Origin of the sequence: Stenotrophomonas sp. ISL-67, from assembly GCF_018612915.1 — a bacterium.
In the GTDB taxonomy this organism is placed as follows: Bacteria; Pseudomonadota; Gammaproteobacteria; order Xanthomonadales; family Xanthomonadaceae; genus Stenotrophomonas.
On sequence record NZ_JAGGRL010000002.1, the window covers coordinates 14,352 to 29,924 of the forward strand.

General features: G+C 60.5%; 9 protein-coding genes. 4 read left to right on the forward strand and 5 right to left on the reverse strand.

The window, feature by feature from the left end; all coding sequences use genetic code 11:
- Nucleotides 1-62: 62 nt before the first annotated feature.
- The 3 genes from J7J08_RS03730 to J7J08_RS03740 form a co-directional block, all read right to left on the reverse strand.
- Nucleotides 63-1,037, reverse strand: a complete 975-nt coding sequence (locus J7J08_RS03730; protein WP_251006409.1) for an aspartyl/asparaginyl beta-hydroxylase domain-containing protein — start codon at nt 1,035-1,037, stop codon at nt 63-65.
- A gap of 254 nt (nt 1,038-1,291) precedes the next feature.
- Nucleotides 1,292-2,674 carry an ATP-binding protein gene (locus J7J08_RS03735; RefSeq protein ID WP_214901653.1) on the reverse strand — a complete coding sequence of 461 codons (1,383 nt, stop codon included), beginning with the start codon at nt 2,672-2,674 and terminating at the stop codon, nt 1,292-1,294.
- A complete protein-coding gene (locus J7J08_RS03740; protein WP_214901655.1) occupies nt 2,671-3,336 on the reverse strand; it encodes a response regulator transcription factor in 666 nt (221 codons plus the stop codon). Before J7J08_RS03740 ends, J7J08_RS03735 begins: the two co-directional genes overlap by 4 nt.
- Nucleotides 3,337-3,837: 501 nt before the next feature.
- On the opposite strand from J7J08_RS03740, the gene J7J08_RS03745 reads away from it, so the two are divergent.
- The 4 genes from J7J08_RS03745 to hxsA are packed head-to-tail and all read left to right on the forward strand — an operon-like array spanning nt 3,838 to nt 7,538.
- Nucleotides 3,838-4,140: a hypothetical protein gene (locus J7J08_RS03745; RefSeq protein WP_214901657.1), complete on the forward strand. Its 303-nt coding sequence runs from the start codon at nt 3,838-3,840 to the stop codon at nt 4,138-4,140.
- On the forward strand, nt 4,137-5,630 hold the full coding sequence (gene hxsB, locus J7J08_RS03750) for a His-Xaa-Ser system radical SAM maturase HxsB (RefSeq protein WP_251006410.1): 1,494 nt from the start codon (nt 4,137-4,139) through the stop codon (nt 5,628-5,630). The genes J7J08_RS03745 and hxsB overlap by 4 nt, the downstream gene beginning before the upstream one ends.
- On the forward strand, nt 5,617-6,807 hold the full coding sequence (hxsC, locus tag J7J08_RS03755) for a His-Xaa-Ser system radical SAM maturase HxsC (protein ID WP_214901659.1): 1,191 nt from the start codon (nt 5,617-5,619) through the stop codon (nt 6,805-6,807). Before hxsB ends, hxsC begins: the two co-directional genes overlap by 14 nt.
- The gene (gene hxsA / locus J7J08_RS03760) at nt 6,807-7,538 is read left to right on the forward strand and encodes a His-Xaa-Ser repeat protein HxsA (protein ID WP_285230661.1); all 732 of its coding nucleotides are present in this window, start codon (nt 6,807-6,809) and stop codon (nt 7,536-7,538) included. The genes hxsC and hxsA overlap by 1 nt, the downstream gene beginning before the upstream one ends.
- Nucleotides 7,539-8,776: 1,238 nt before the next feature.
- Here hxsA and J7J08_RS03765 read toward each other — a convergent pair.
- Both J7J08_RS03765 and J7J08_RS03770 read right to left on the reverse strand, forming a co-directional pair.
- A complete protein-coding gene (locus J7J08_RS03765; RefSeq protein ID WP_343237697.1) occupies nt 8,777-12,622 on the reverse strand; it encodes an RHS repeat-associated core domain-containing protein in 3,846 nt (1,281 codons plus the stop codon).
- A gap of 49 nt (nt 12,623-12,671) precedes the next feature.
- On the reverse strand, nt 12,672-15,317 hold the full coding sequence (locus J7J08_RS03770; protein WP_214901665.1) for a sugar-binding protein: 2,646 nt from the start codon (nt 15,315-15,317) through the stop codon (nt 12,672-12,674).
- Nucleotides 15,318-15,573: the final 256 nt, after the last annotated feature.

Below are 15,573 nucleotides of genomic sequence, written 5' to 3' on the forward strand. Positions count from 1 at the left end.
TTTAATTCCTGGACCCGGCGGACGCGACGGATGGCTGGCGTTCATGCACGCCATCTCGTCCGCTATTCGATGACGCTGGCGAAGAACGCCACAACCAGATAGGTCGGCAGCAGAAAGAGCGCCATCAACGCGGTGTTCAGCAGCACCTTCAGCACCGTATAGACCGGCCGGTTCGCTTGCTTCAGGTGTCCCCCCAAAGTGCGGAGCGGTGCCACGCGTGCGAACAACCAGGTAACCACCCCTTGGGGATCTTCGTCCGTGTTCGGCACCGCCATCGCCCTTGCCAGCAACGAGTACAGCCGGTTGAACGAACGCCCGAACAGGTTCATCGGCCGCTCCACGTCGCACATCAGGATCAGCCGGGGCGCATCGGAATCGTTCCGCGCGAAATGCGGATAGGTTTCGTCGAACACGAAATCGCCCCCATTGCGCCAGGACACCCGCTGTCCATCCACGCAGATGTAGCATTCATCCGACTCCGGCGTTTGCAACCCCATGTGGTAGCGCAACGAGCACGCCAATGGGTCCGAGTGCAATGTCAGTTCCGCACCGGCCGGAAGCACTGAAAACATTGCAGCGCGGATGCCCGGAACGCGGCTCAGCAACTTCACGGTGTCCGGGCAAAGCCGCACTGCCGACCCATGCGGCTCCCCGTACCACTTCAGGTAAAACTTCCTCCATCCTCGTTTGTGGAAGGTACGGAATCCCAGGTCGTGGAATCCGACCGATCCAGGCGCCGAAGCGGCCTCGAACGCACCGGATTCATGCAACGCAAGGGCTTCGCCCCGGATGCGCCGCCAGTTGCGACGCAACGCGGACACACCTTCCAGGTAGTCCGCCTCCATGACGGCATGGCGTGCGCTGCGGTGGGTAGCCATGTACAACAGGCAGTTGAACGGCGCGAATACCGGCCAGCTCTTGCGCAGGTATTGGGTGAAGCGCGTGTAGCGCACAACGCCGCGGAAACGGTAGACATAGGCAACGGCCGTACAGGCGAACAGCAGGATGATCGCGAGCATCAAGGAAGCAAGGTTCATGTTGAACCTCGATTACCAGCCGTTTCGGCCCCATCTGCCGTCTCGACGCTTCTGCTGCAGGTACATGCAATCACTGTAGGCTTGGGAGCCTTCGCGCACGCCGTACGCGGCGCATTTGCGGGCGGCCTCTGCTTCATTCCGGTATTCCTCTCTGGGGGCTGACGCGTTCCTGTAAAGAACGTCGAACATGACGAACACGATGGGTTCGCCAGCCCAGATGGTGACCGGACAGATTTAAGCGCTCGTTAGGCGCTTTAGGATTGCGTTAACCGCGCGGGAAACGTTACCCGCACCAACAGCCCACGGCCTTCCAAGCCGGTGCCTGTCTGAATAACCGCTCGATGCGATGCGACGATGCCGGCTACCAACGACAAGCCGATGCCGATGCCACGCACGGGTGTGTTGGCGACACGATGGAACCGCTCGAAAATCGCATCGCGGTCCGCGGCGGGAACACCAGGTCCATTATCGGCGACCTCCAGGAAGACCATCGGCGGATCACCCACCTGCGCCGGGGTCACGTTGCCACAGCGGATCAGAACATGCCCCCCTTCGGCGGTATAGCGCATGGCATTGTGCAGAAGGTTGCGCAGCAGGATGCCGATCTCGTCGATATCGCACATGATGGTGCATGACGCCAGGTTCAGGAAAAGCGAACGCTCGTTCTGGCTCGCATGCACCTCAAACTCCTGCGCGACATGCTGCACCAGTTGACTGAGGTCCGCCGGCGCGCGCCTTGGCGCCTTGGCACCTGCGTTGATGCGGGCCAGGTCCAGCAGCTGTTCGGACAACCTGGTGCTGTGCTGGGCAACAGTCAGCAGCTTCCTCAGGGCCTCATCTTTCTCTTTCGGGTCATCCTCCCGCAGTGCGATTTCGGCCTGCCCCTGCAGGGTTGACAAGGGTGTACGAAGTTCGTGGGCGGCATCGCCGATAAAGCGCCGTTCTCCCTCGATGGCTTCGTCAAGCTGCTGCAGCACATGGTTGAACGATTCAACCAGGGGGCTCAGTTCCTTGGGCAGTCCGTCCAGCGGCAGTGGCGTGAAGTCGAAATGCGGTCGGCGATGCATTGCCTCTCCGAGCGCACGCACGGGTTTGAGAGCACTGAGGGTGACTATCCACATCGTAATGCCCACAACCACCAGTAACAGGGTTGCCTGCACGACCTCGCCCATTGCCTTGTGGCGCATATCTGCATCCACCACGCTCTGCAGGTTGCCTACCTGGACGGTCACCCGCCCAGTGCTGTCAGAAGCCGAGTAGACGCGCCAATTCCTGCTCTCGACGTGGGTCGACAATGGACCGTCAACGAAGTCTGGTCGCAACGCGGTTCGCGGCGCGCTGGGTGTACTGGCCAGCAACCGGCTTCGATCCACCCAGACCTGGAACGCAAGCGGACCGCGGATGCGGTCGAGTCGAGGCGGCAACGTCAACGAAGGCTCGGTGCGCGAATCGAAGTGGCCGTCAGCGGGAATCGTCACCAGCAGCTGCGTTGCGATTGCCGCCAGCCGCTCGTCCCAGGTGCTGGTGCGGTTGAGCGACAACTTGGTCAACACAACCGTCACGGCGATCATCCAGAACAGCGCGGTGACCCCGATTATCACCAGCACGAACTGCGTGTTCAGGGACCTGGATTTCATGCCGTAGGCTGACCCACGACGTAGCCCAGCCCATGGACTGTCCGGATCAGATCGTCACCCAGCTTGCGCCGCAACTGATGGATGAAGACGGCGATGGTATTGCTTTCCACGCTACTGGTGGTGCCATACACAATGTCATGCAACCGGTCGCGTGTGACCACGTGCCCGGGGCGCTCGACCAGTGCAACCAATGTTCGAAATTCCTGCGCACTGAGCACGACATCGACGCCTGCTTTCGTCACTACCCGGCGGCTGCGATCGATCTGCACGTCCCCATACGTGAACACAGGCACCACCCGCCCTTGGCTGCGGCGGATGACCGAGCGGAGGCGGGCCCACAGCTCATCAAACGGGAACGGTTTGACCAGGTAGTCGTCGGCCCCCGCATCGAGTCCAGCGATCCGCTCACTCAGCTGGCCACGGGCGGTCAAGATCAGCACGGGTGTGGAATCAGCTCGTGCGCGCATGCCGCGTAGAACGGCCAGCCCGGAGTCACCGGGAAGCCCGATATCGAGCATGACCGCCGCGTAGACATGATCCTCCAGCGCGGCGCGAGCGCCCGCAGCATCGCCCACGAGGTCCACATGCCAGCCACCCTGCCGCGCGCCGCCGCGGATGGTCTCGCCCAGCATCAGGTCATCTTCGACGAGAAGCAGTTTCATCGCCTGTCCGCCCTCATCCTTCCACACGCCCTTTTCACCGGTCGCCGGAACTATGACCCATCCAGTTTAGTTTTTCTTTAAGGCCATCCAGGGCCATCGCCAGGAGGGTGATGCCGCGGACGCACAAGGTGACGCAAGCCTACGGAGGGCTGCAGGCCACTGGGGACGAAGAAATGGGCATATACGCCGGAAGGAAACCCTGCACCGTCAACCCGTTGCTGGAAGACGCCAGACATGGAGCGGGTGAAGGGAATCGAATTAGCCCGCGCCAACTAACTGATTTTCCTAGCTTATCCCTAGAAAAAGGAGATCCAAAACGGTCCCTGAGGTGATACCTACCTGCCAGGGCCCGTTGGCGGATCTTAGCGCGTTTGATGGCCGGCTTGGAGGACAGGTGTATCAAGCCCCTGGCTCCGCACGGGGTGTTGAGGGCAGGCGTCTCGAGGCTTGCCAGAGGCTCCATCGAAGAGCAAAGTCCTCCTATCCAACAGGGGATGGGCAATGGATAGCTCAGAATTTGTCGTCGACAGCGCTGTTTACACCTTTGAAGAGGTGATCCGGGCGGCCCACCGGCTTTCCGGCGCCTGCCATATCGAAGTGGGCCGCCGTCCCAATGCACACGCGGTGTTGGTCAGCGCACTGCCAGGCATGGCGGTGCCGGTGGATGCCCGGGACCGATTCTTTACTGACCTGGCCGACGAGAAGCTGCGATCCCTTATCCGTGCCGAAACCAAGGGCCTGCACGAACAGTTGGTGCATGCCGCGCTGTCTCAGGCGATGCCTGGTGCCGGGTCTGGGGCATGAAGTTCCGCCCAAGGGACGCCTTCAGAGCGACCGCCGGCTACCAGCTCTTGCCAATGCGCTTCCGCCGCCTACCCTGGGATGGCGACCGAGTGTTCGTATCCTCGATGGCCGGGGACTGGCTGACGGTGCCCGCTGCCGCGTTCAAAGCCTTCGTTTCGCATGAACTGCCCGATGACTCGCCCTATCTGGCCGACCTACAAGCCCGCCACCTCGCCGTCGTCGACGTCAGCAAAAGCTCGCTGGCCCCTTTGCTGAGCCAGTACCGAAGCCGCAAGTCGTATCTGACGGGCGGTCCGGCGCTCCATATATTCGTGGTCTCCCTGCGATGCCATCACACCTGCAGCTACTGCCAAGTCTCGAGGCAAGGCGTAAATGCTCAAGCGTTTGACCTGGCCGACTCCCCAGCAGAACTGGCGGTGGAAAGACTCTTCGATTGGCCCAGCCCTGAGCTCACGATTGAGTTCCAGGGCGGCGAACCCCTGCTGAACTTTGAGCAGGTCATGCGTATCACGCGCCTTATCGTCGCGAGGAACCAGCAAGAAGGCCGGGCCCTCCGATTCGTCTTGGCTTCCACCCTCCACGACCTGACCGAGGCACAGCTCGACTTCTTGGCCGAGCACCGCTTCAAACTGTCCACGTCCGTGGACGGTCCCGAGTGGCTCCACAACGCAAACCGTCCTCGTCCTGGTCGCGACAGCTATCGGCGGACCATTGAAGGCATTGAGCGAGGGCGACGCCGCCTGGGCGACGATGCGGTGTCCGCACTGACCACCTTGACCAAGCTGAGCCTGGCCGTCCCGGAAGAGATCATCGACGAATACCGCCAGCTCGGCCTCCACTCCATCTCGCTCCGTCCGTTGAGCCCTTATGGCTTCGCTACGAAGACAGCGAGCCGAACCGGGTATACAACCTTGGATTACCTAACGTTCTACAAGAGGGCGTTTGAGCACTTGGTGGCGGTCAACCACTCCGGCTATGCAATGGACGAGTCCTACGCCGCGCTGCTCCTGTCCCAACTGTTCACGTCGTTTGGCCATGGCTACGTGGATCTGCGCTCGCCGTCCGGTGCGGGGCTGGGGGCGGTCATCTACGACTACGATGGAAGGGTATATCCCTCTGATGAGGCGAGGATGCTGGCTGCGATGGGCGACCCGACTTGGTGCCTCGGCGATGTGAGCCAGCCGGTCAGCGCTTGGCTGGAGTCCCCAGCCATGGCCTCCGTCCTCTACGCTGGGGTCGCTGAGGCGCTACCCACCTGCTCGGACTGCGCGTATGTGCCCATGTGCGGGGCCGATCCCGTGGAGCATTACGCCAGGCAGAGGGATACCGTCGGGCACCGCCCCACCAGCGACTTCTGCCAGAGGAACATGGGGCTGTTTGATTTCCTATTGGAGCGCTTTGAGAAGGGGTCAGCAGAGGACCAGCGGCTGATGCAGCGATGGGCCATGCGCCAAGAGCCAGTTAAGGAGGCGCTTCATGTTGCCGCTTGAGAGCAAAGCCCTCATCTCGAACTCGCTCGGCCCGCGGCTTCTGAAAGTAGTCGGGCTCGGTGATTTCCCATCGGCCGTGCTGCCCTACGAGCGTATGGCGCTGGACCTGCGGGGGGCGCCCGCCGGGTTGATTGGCAGAGAGATGTTGGATCTGCCTTGGGGCGGGATCGTGCAGTCGCCGGATGCGCCGCGTGACCGTGAACGGCCCTACGTCGAGATCCTTGGAGACCAGAGGCTGGCCAAGTCAGGGGACGTCATCGAACTGGATCCTCTCCGACAGCGCGTCGCCAGCCGGTATCGGCGCGGGGACAATGGGAACGTGCTCTTTGCGACCGAACGATGCAACAGCTATTGCGTTATGTGTTCGCAGCCGCCCAGGCAGGTCCAGGACGATTGGCGGGTTAGCCAGCTTTTGGACCTAATTGACCTGATCGATGCAGACGAACCGTCCCTTGCGATAAGCGGAGGGGAACCGACCCTGCTCGGAGAAGGGCTCGTGGATGTTGTGAAACGCTGCGCGTCTGCGCTGCCCGACACCCACGTCCATATCTTGTCTAATGGACGTCTGTTGGACGGTTCGACCCTGCACAGTCGCTTTGAAGGGATCCATCCCAACCTCAGCTGGGGCATTCCTCTCTACGGCGACCACTACGGGCTCCACGACTACGTGGTCCAAAGCGAGGGGGCGTTCGCTCAGACCCTGCGGGGGCTTTATGCCCTGGAAGCGGCAAAGCAGCGCATTGAGATCAGGGTTGTGCTGGTCCGGCCTACCTTCGAGCGGCTGCCGGAGATAGCTCGATACATTCAGCGCAACCTGCCCTTTGTAGAGCACGCGGCTTTGATGGGCATCGAGCCAATCGGGTTCGCCAAGGCGCATCACGCGGACGTGTGGGCGGACCCAGCCGACTTCGGCGCCCAGCTCGCCGCAGCTGTCAGCGTGTTCGACTCGAGCGGTATCGGAGTGTCGCTCTACAACCTCCCGCTCTGCACCATCGACCGCTCCTTGTGGCCCTATGCCGCTCAGAGCATCTCGACTTGGAAGAACGACTATTTGCCCGCCTGCGCCAGCTGTTCAGTAAAGGCCAAGTGCGGCGGCTTCTTCTCTTGGGTGACGCCGGCTTGGACCAGCCGGGCAGTCGCCCCCGTCAAGGAAAGTGAAGCATGTCCAGCGCATTGATGATTGTCGGCGCGACCCTGGGGGCACTCGGGGCGGAGCCGAACCAAAAACCCCAAGACCTGTCGGCACTGTCGGAGATGGACAGCAAATACGCCACCGTCCTGAGTTCGTCGCTGAACTCGGGTCGGCACAACCTCTATGCCGGGCATCGGAGCCATAGTTCGCATCGCTCCCACAGCTCGCACCGCTCTCATTCATCCGGATCTGGCAGCTCCTACCGCTCTTACTCTCCGCCGGCCACCTACATACCTCCAGCCCCCGTTCGCAGAACCGCGCCGGCGCCTGCTCCTATCCGTGCACCGATCATACCCACGCAGCGGCAATCTCTCAGCGCACCGACCACCTCTGCGCCCACCACAAAGACTTATCGAGCCTCAGAGCGCGATCTAAGCGACTTGGGGGGTCAGCGCCTTTCGGCCGAGCCTGTCATCGATTCTCAGACTTCACTGGGGGCGGACGACGCTTCCTCCCCTGACGCCTCGCCCTTCAACAACAACTTTTGGCCAACCCCGACGGCGCAGCCCCCACGCCCGGATGCGGATGAGCTCCGGATGCTGATCATGCGCGTCCAAGCCGCCCTCTACTCCAAGGGCCTTGACCCCGGCGCCATCGATGGCGTCATGTCCCAGAAGACGCAGACCGCGCTGCGCACGTTCCAAAGGCGCTATGGCCTGCAGGTCACCGGCACCATGACGACCCCAACGCTCGACGCGCTTGGTGTTCGACTCTAGGACGATAGCCTTTGCTCGAGTTGCGCTTTGCGCTGGGCCTACTTGGACAAGTATTTGCCATCGCGCATTCATTTATGTGAGGCACCTCACGTCTGAGCTGTTGCCGAAGTGACAATTCCTGCTTGGATAGTGGTTCACCCCACTACGTCAAGGAGCGTTCATGCCGCCCCCCCAACTGAGAATCGCCTCAAAACTTTTAGGGCACCTGCTCTGGCAAGGTCCCAGTCGGGAACTGCCCGACCGGATGGAAGATGTCCAGCATGCATGGGATGTCGCCGGAGCACTTCTTCAGCTTTCCTATGCATCGGAGCCGATGGTCGCCACCTCTGTAGCGACCGTGATCACTTGGCTGGCACGCGCCCCAACTCAGTCAGAGACCTGCTGAGGCGCGTCTGCCCTACCTTTCCAACCTATTCCGGCGACATGCAGGGCCACAACTCAGTGCCTCTCAAACCAGCTCTCTTTATTGCCCTTACAACGTCGGCGCTTACGATCTTGGCGTTTGCACATCGATTCTCGACACCGAAGCGCTGAACACTGTGAAACAGAGGGGCATCAGGCGGGGAAATAGCCGCGGGGAAGAATCCGCGATCATGCCAGGGAAAGCGCTCTCTCCCACAAACCCCGCAGCGAATCCCGCCCACATCGCCCATGGATAATTCGACTGCAGGGCCAAGATCAAGTTGAACTACGTCATCTAACGTCTTTCCCTTAGGATCCTCGACAGGAAGCGCCGCAATCCCGAGTCCGGAAAGATGTTCTTCCCAGACAGACCTCTGCATAAAGCACGCTTCCTCCACCCAATTGAGCTTCAAGAATGCGTTTCGGCCCCACTTCAGCGTCCTCTTAACTCGAAAGGGGGCCACTTGGACCGCGCCTTCGCCACACTTTGAGCAGCGCCTACTTACATCGTAAGTCCGCTCACGATAGGCGAAATCATCCTCCGGCTGCGGATACCCGCTGGCATGCACCACCTTAAGCGCGCAATGAGTAGCGGCATCCACCTCCGCGGGCGTGAATTGGGTGGTGACTGTCGTCATTCCGTCCCACAAGCGAATCAGACCGCAGACCTCAGTCCAGCCAGGATCGCCTTCCACCACATGACTTACTGCAAATCCACCGACTTGCCCAGGCGGCACTGGTGGCACAACTTTCAGACCAAGCGACGCAAGCTTGGAGTCGCGTGCCTCAGACCACTCGAAAGTGAAACGATATTTAATCTTCATACAGTGATGCTATCAGAGTCCCAGTGCATCAAGAATGGCGGTATGGTTTTGGTAGATCTTCTTCGCAGTCTGCAGGATTTGCTGCTGGGTTGGTGCTTCACGACCATAGGGGAAAGCCGCACGCCACTGGTTGGTGAAAACTTGATGTTCCGCCTTAGTGACCACAACCGAAAGCATTTCTCCCTTCTTCACCCCCAACACGTCGGCGAACCTCTTTTCAATCAGGTGATGCACTTGAAGCGATGAGCCTTTGCCCACTGCTCGCCGCAGCGCCGTGTAGCTCCCGAGTCCAAACGCGCCGGCTCTAGAGAGGTTAGCGAATCCTCTACCCGTCTCCTCTACGCGAACAGCCACCAACACGAACGACGCGACCTTCACCCCACCTACCACGGGTGCACCGCCTGGCGAGTTCATCAACGGGACGACGATCCCCTCACTGACGGCATCGAAGTCGGTAAGGCTTCCCTGACCGACGAACCAGTTCCGTTCGGTAAATGCAGCCGCGATAGCATCCAGCCCCGTCGCCGCCTCCCGCGGGGCGGGAGCAGCTGCGTTCGGGTCATACACTGGAATGCTGCCAGCCGCGTATTGGGTCGTCTCCACCCGATCACCCGCGAAGCCTCCCGAGTTGCACACTCTTGAGCCGGTCACCTGATCACACGCTCCGGTCGGGTCAGAGAAGCCGAACGGGTTATTGTTCGCGTAGCGATAACGATTCAGGTTGGGGCCGCCTGATGTACTGGCTGCCAACGGGTCAGGTGAGATGAAGCGGGCCAGCATTGGGTCGTAGTAGCGACGCCCCATGTAGATGAAACCTGTATCCACGTCGCCTAAATGACCGGAGAAGCCGGGGACATTCGGATCTGGCGGTGAATCAGGCTCGCCATAGGGTGACCACAAGTGCCTAGCCAACACAGTGCCGGCTGCGTCGCTGGTCGCCACAAGGTTGTTAAGCGCATCGTGGTGGAGATAGGTCAGCTTGACGCCAGTGGGCGTGCTGCTGCGGATAGCAACCAGTTGACTTCCGAGATAAATGTAGTCGGAAGTCTCATCTCCAGTCGTGGATTCAATTAGCTCTCCGCCGACCAGATGCTGCCAAGTCCTTTCCGCGACCCCGGACGCCCGCACGCGCAATCCAGCACCATCGTAGAAGTAGTCCTCCCCACCGTCGACCGACCTGAGCTGTGCACCGATGTCGAATAGCAGCTGCTTGCCGTTCTTAAGTGAGAGATTGCCTGCTGCATCGTAAGTGAACGCTTCAACACCACTAGTGTTCTCGTCACGCAGCAGTTCCAGGCGATTTCGGGAATCGTAATGGAACGTGCGCTCTCTTGCACCCGGCAGACGCATGGATACGATGTTGTCGACCGTGTCATAGCCGAAGGTGTAGTTGCCGGAACCACCAAAGGCAGGCGCTGACGCCTGCGTTAGGCGATCCAAACGGTCATATCCCAGCGAGATGCGCCCCGGCTCTCCGCGCACGCCGTCAACGATCTGGGCAATGTTGCCTGAAGGATCGTAGCTATATCTGAGATCCACGACACCAGGTTCGAAGACTCGGCTAGTGACCTGGCGGGCATTCTCTTCAACTGAACGCTGAATGCCGTTTCCATAGGTCAGCAAAGCAATTTTACCGCTTGGGGAATGGGTTACGTTGCTAACCAACACTCCACCAGCACCATCCTGCAATCGGACAGCTTCACCAAGCCCATTCAGGCTCTGGTGAACCGAGTATCCGTCGGGGTAATCCGTTCGGACATGTTGCCCTGTGGAGTTGTATCCAAATACCAGCGTCCGCGGCTGGCCGCTTCCCACGATGCGACTTTGGCTTACGACAGACCCCAGTGAGTTATACGAACGAGCCGTGACGACCGCCACCCGGCCCTGATTGAAGACTGTCTCAGACTCAACCTCACCAGCCGCCGAATATGTCAATGTTTGATCGCCGAGCCCGTCCGGATACACGACGGAAAGCAGCCGGTTGTTTGCGTCGTAGGCGCGCTCAACACGACGCGGGTCAATCTTGGGATCACCTCTGTCGCACGACGTGGGGCTGGGCAAATCAAGCCCGCCCGCACTCCACGCAATGTTGCCGGCCTGATCGTATCCGAAGACAGTTGATCCCGTCTCGGGCTCAATCACCTTACAGAGCCGGAGGTTCTCGTCGTAGACATAGCGACGGGTGACCGTCGGAACCGGATTGTCAGGATTTCCGGGTGCAATCGGCGCGTTCCTGCCGGAAGCGCTGGCACGTGCGAGCACGTCGCCTACCACCGAGAGCACAAACTCGGCGTTCCCCAGCCCGACGCCGACGTCCAGCGCCCCACTGGCCCCCGTGCCAATTAGAGCACCGGCACCCGACCTGACCTCCGCACGAGGATCGGTGGCCGACCAGGCCAGCCTCACGTTGCAAGTAGTCGCCCCTGCAGGAATCTGGCAAGAAGCAGGAGACACGGAGAGAGAGCCAGTCGGCGCAGCAGGGACAACGAAAGACCCTGAACCTGCGATGGTGCTATTGGGCTGGCCCACAGGCGAGATGCCGTGAACATGGATCGATTGGCCCGCGCGTTGACGACGAACCTCATTGCTCAACGGGATAGAGAAGCGATGGTTGCCGGCCGCGCCGCAGGCGGTCGCCACTGCCGGCTCACTGGACTGATCCGCCTTTCCCGTTGCCAGAATGGTGCCGACCCCAAACGGACCGCCTCCGTAGACGTGCACGTCAATCGGCGCACTGATGCCCGTAGAGCAAGCCCAGCCATTGATCTCTCCGCTGCTGGTAACGGCATCAATATTTCCAACGATCCTTGAAGGCGGCCCAGTCACGGTCACTTGGACGTTCGTGCTCTCACCGCCAAACCACTCGACGTTCTCCTCGAGAAGCCTCCATTGGAAGCCGTAAACCCCAGGAAGCGATGGCGCAACAACATTGAACTCGAAGATCGCCGGTCCCTGTGGAAGCACGTTGTTCGGCATCGGGACACGAGCGACGCCCCAGCGGCTGTTGTTCTCGGGATTCCATGAGCCCAATGCATATCCATTGGACGCCGACCAAGTGGTGTTCCCACTATTTACAAACCTCAACGTAACTTTGTACGAACGCCCCGCCTCCATGGTCGTCGGAACTTCTTGGCTATACATGACGCCTCTGTTGAGGCGGCCGGTCACCGTGAATATCCCAGCGGGGCCCGTAGTTCCGAACCGCACTCCATTGCGATTCATCTGCCACTGAATCCCGTGTTCACCGTTCTCGTTGGGTGCGACGGCGTTAACAGTGAAGCCAACTGTGCCGCCGGGTGCCACATCATACGGAACAGGTATGTCGCTCACCCCGAAATCGAGCAGATCCCCTTGCGCCTGGGCAAGCCGATGACCGTCCGCTGCCCGCCAAGTGGTGTTCCCTGTATTACGAAACGTCACCGTTCCGCTAAATGGCGTGCCCCTGTCTGCCGAAACGCGCAGGTTTGAAGAAACATACTCAGCACCATCAAAGGGTGCCGGCGGCGCTTCAACCGTAATCCGAACGACTTGGGACTTTACCTGGCGCCTGAACTCATCCCCATCCACATTGCGAATGGCCACAGCTGTCAGTTGGTAGTCGTAGATGCCCGCCGAAATGCCGTTCTCAGTATGTGTGCCGGCAGCGATCCGACTGACCGCCGTTCCATTTCGGCTCAGCTTGATATCGGTCAGATACTCGGCCTTATGACCTGTTCCGATCACGCCAGTGTTGATCTGGAACTGGTAGGTGGCCGGGGCCGTGTAAACCGTCTGCACCGGCCCGGTCAGCTGCACCCAAGCCTCCGCCTGCGCCGCCTGACACACCAAGAGAACAAACAATCCCAGCAGGGCGGCCACCGCCGCGCGGACTCGTCTAGCGTTCATAGGCGTCATCCTTGACTTGCGATTAGTTGGCGGATTGGGCGACTTCGGTTGTAAGGCCAAAAGCGTTGCGGGTGATGCTGATCTTGCTTCCGTCGGGACGAATGATCTGCGCGGGCTTGTGATAGTCCGGCGAATCGAAGGCATCGAAGCGAGTGATGGTCTGATGACCCGCCGGATCTACGACCGTCGTGGTGGCGTTGCTGCCGTAAGACACAGTGGTTATCAGCAGTCCCTGCTCGCTGTCCTGCGCGGATGAGGTCTTCCGGCCCAAGGCATCGTATTCCTGCCACGTTCCCGAAGTGACGCTGCTTTCCCGCGAGGGATAGGACGTAAACGTCTGTCGGCCTTCGGTGTCGTAATCGTTCCGAACAAACCGCTGCGTGCTCGCCGGATCATTAGCATCATATTCCCGGACCAAGCGCGGCTGCCAAAGCGCGTCAAGGTAGGTTTCCTGGCGACTTGCTCCGTGACTGCTGTCCACCCGCCAGTGCCCAGGGGAGAGGCCGTATTCGTCCCCCCCCATTTGTCGGAACGAAACGACCGTGCTGGCCCACTGGTTTGCGTCCACGGGAGGCTGGATCTCCCGAGTCCTGCCCATTGGGTCGTACAAGTAGGACGTCACCCGCCCGAGAGCGTCGGCGGTGGAGGTGATCCAGCCGTTGGCGTCGGCAGTCATCCTGTTGATGCTGCCGTCAGGATTGATCACACGCTGAGGCACGCCCCGATACCAATCTTCGATTCGAGTCTGGTTCCCCTTTCCATCGGTAACCACACGAACAGTTCCATCTGGCCCATAGGCGACGCTTTGCACCAAGGCACCTGCGCGATACACAGCGCTTGGCTTCGCCATCGCGTCATACGTGTATTGAGTGGTTACCTTACCCGTCGCCGCCTCGGTAACCGACAGGACTTGGTCCTGAACCCAAGGGCTTGAGGTGTCCGCATGCCCCCTTAGCTCGGCCTTGGTCCCCGATGGACCGACGTAGGTCACTCTGGCGGCGCGAGCATTTCGGTTGAAGTCTCCATACACCGTGCGGTAGGTATCGCCGTCCTGGGCTGTTTGGTTCTCGGTGAGCGCGGAAAGCGTTCCAGCCAGGAACTGACCCGATTGAATGCCCAAGGACCTTCCCACCCTTCTAGCGAAGGGACCAGTTTCAGATCCGAAGGTGTAGGTGTACGTTTCATCTCTCACCAGCTGCCCAGCCTGGTCCAGCACCTGCCTTTGCAGCAGCTTTCGTTCGTTCAGGCCCGGATCGGCCCCATACCTCTCGCGCACTTGGGTGCCATTTGCCTTGGTCAGGCTGGACCAGCGGCCACCTCCTGGCAGCTGGAGTTTGTAGGCTCGGGTTGTGAGGATGGGAGCCAGGCCAGGGCCAGTAATCGTGCGCCGCTTCAACGACCACGCGTCGTAGTGCGCCGGCTGCAGGCCGTTGCACGGGTCCGAGCGAACAAACAGCTCCATTTCGAAGTCGAATACTCCACGGGCACCCGAAGGTGCAACCACGGACATCTGGGTGGCAGGCGGGGCACTTCCCGCCCGGATTTCGCAGCCCCCCTCATCGTCCGCGTGGCGGTAGGGCAATCTGGACCGCAAGCGTCCGCTGTGGCCATACGTCCAAGCTGAACCGTCAGGCAGGGTCACTTGGGACAGCCCCCCGTCATTCGTGTCGCTGCCGCCCACATAGGCGTAGTACCACACTCGCCCATTGGCCGTCACGGTGGTCACTCGATCCTGGGCATCGTATGCCAAGTCGATTCGACGGCCATCGCTGGATTCGATTGCGTTGAGCTTGTAGCCGCTGTAGCTGTAGGTTACCCAGTTCCCGTAGCGGTCCTCCACGCGGGACGCCAAGAGGTAGACGCGCTTTCGCCCTACCCTACGATTGGCTGCTCCGTCATTAAATTTTGCGGTGGCATAAGGCCTATCGACGCCCCAGTCGAAGAAATACTTCTTGCCGTCGGGGGTGTGCCCGACGAAGGCTTCGCCAGGGTATCCATTACGGGTGGCCGCCAAACAGGTGAACCGAGCACGGGAGGCCGTCATCCACTTGGGCGACTCAAGCTCAGGCGACGATGCGTAGGCGGGGTCATCAGGAACCAGAAGTTCCTCCCCATTACCGCCATGCCACCTCACATCGATTCCGAAGCCGATGTCCGCGTAGCCCCAGGTGTCCAAGAGGGTTGGAGCGGTGTTTACGGTACAACGCTGTGTCGTTTGCGCACCGGGTTGCCCCGTGACCCAGCCACTCCCGGTAGTCCAAACGCCGGACATGTGAGGAACAACGATCTCCCAATCGTCAAACAGCGTTAAGCCGCGCGCCTCGCTGTCGGCGACACCCCGATTGGCAGATTCCACACCGAACCGCCGGGCGACGCTCACAGGGAGGTCGAAGTTTCCGGGAATCGAAACATCTTCCGTGAAGAACTCCGTGTTCCCATCGAAGCTTGAGGTCCGGTCGCCGAACACTTCATCGGCAGAGATAGCCCCAAGGCTTTGGGCGCTCTTTACGCGCTTCTCGTATTCCTGGTAGCTGAATAGGCCATCTTGCGCGGACGCTTGAAGCCCGGCCGCCATGAGCACTAAGCCCAGAATGACCCTACGGTGATTGAAGGTCTCACTGGCAATGCGGGGTGCCTTGCCCACCCGCCCATCCTTGGCAGAGATCATGTCCGCTAAATCCTTATGTGAAGGCAGCAATAGACAACGACAGCGCGCTGACTGTTACACGCCCCCTCCCCACCCTGTCAAGCCCCACCCATTGGAGCTCAGCCAACGATTGGCTTTCAGATGCCAATCCGCAAAGAATCCCGCGCTATACAGGGCTCTCGACCGCAGCGCGGCACGATTTAGACGAAGCCAGAAGGAGCCTTGCCACCTAGCAGGCGTCGGCGCGGGCCTACCCGTACAGAGAGTCTTCCGTCCT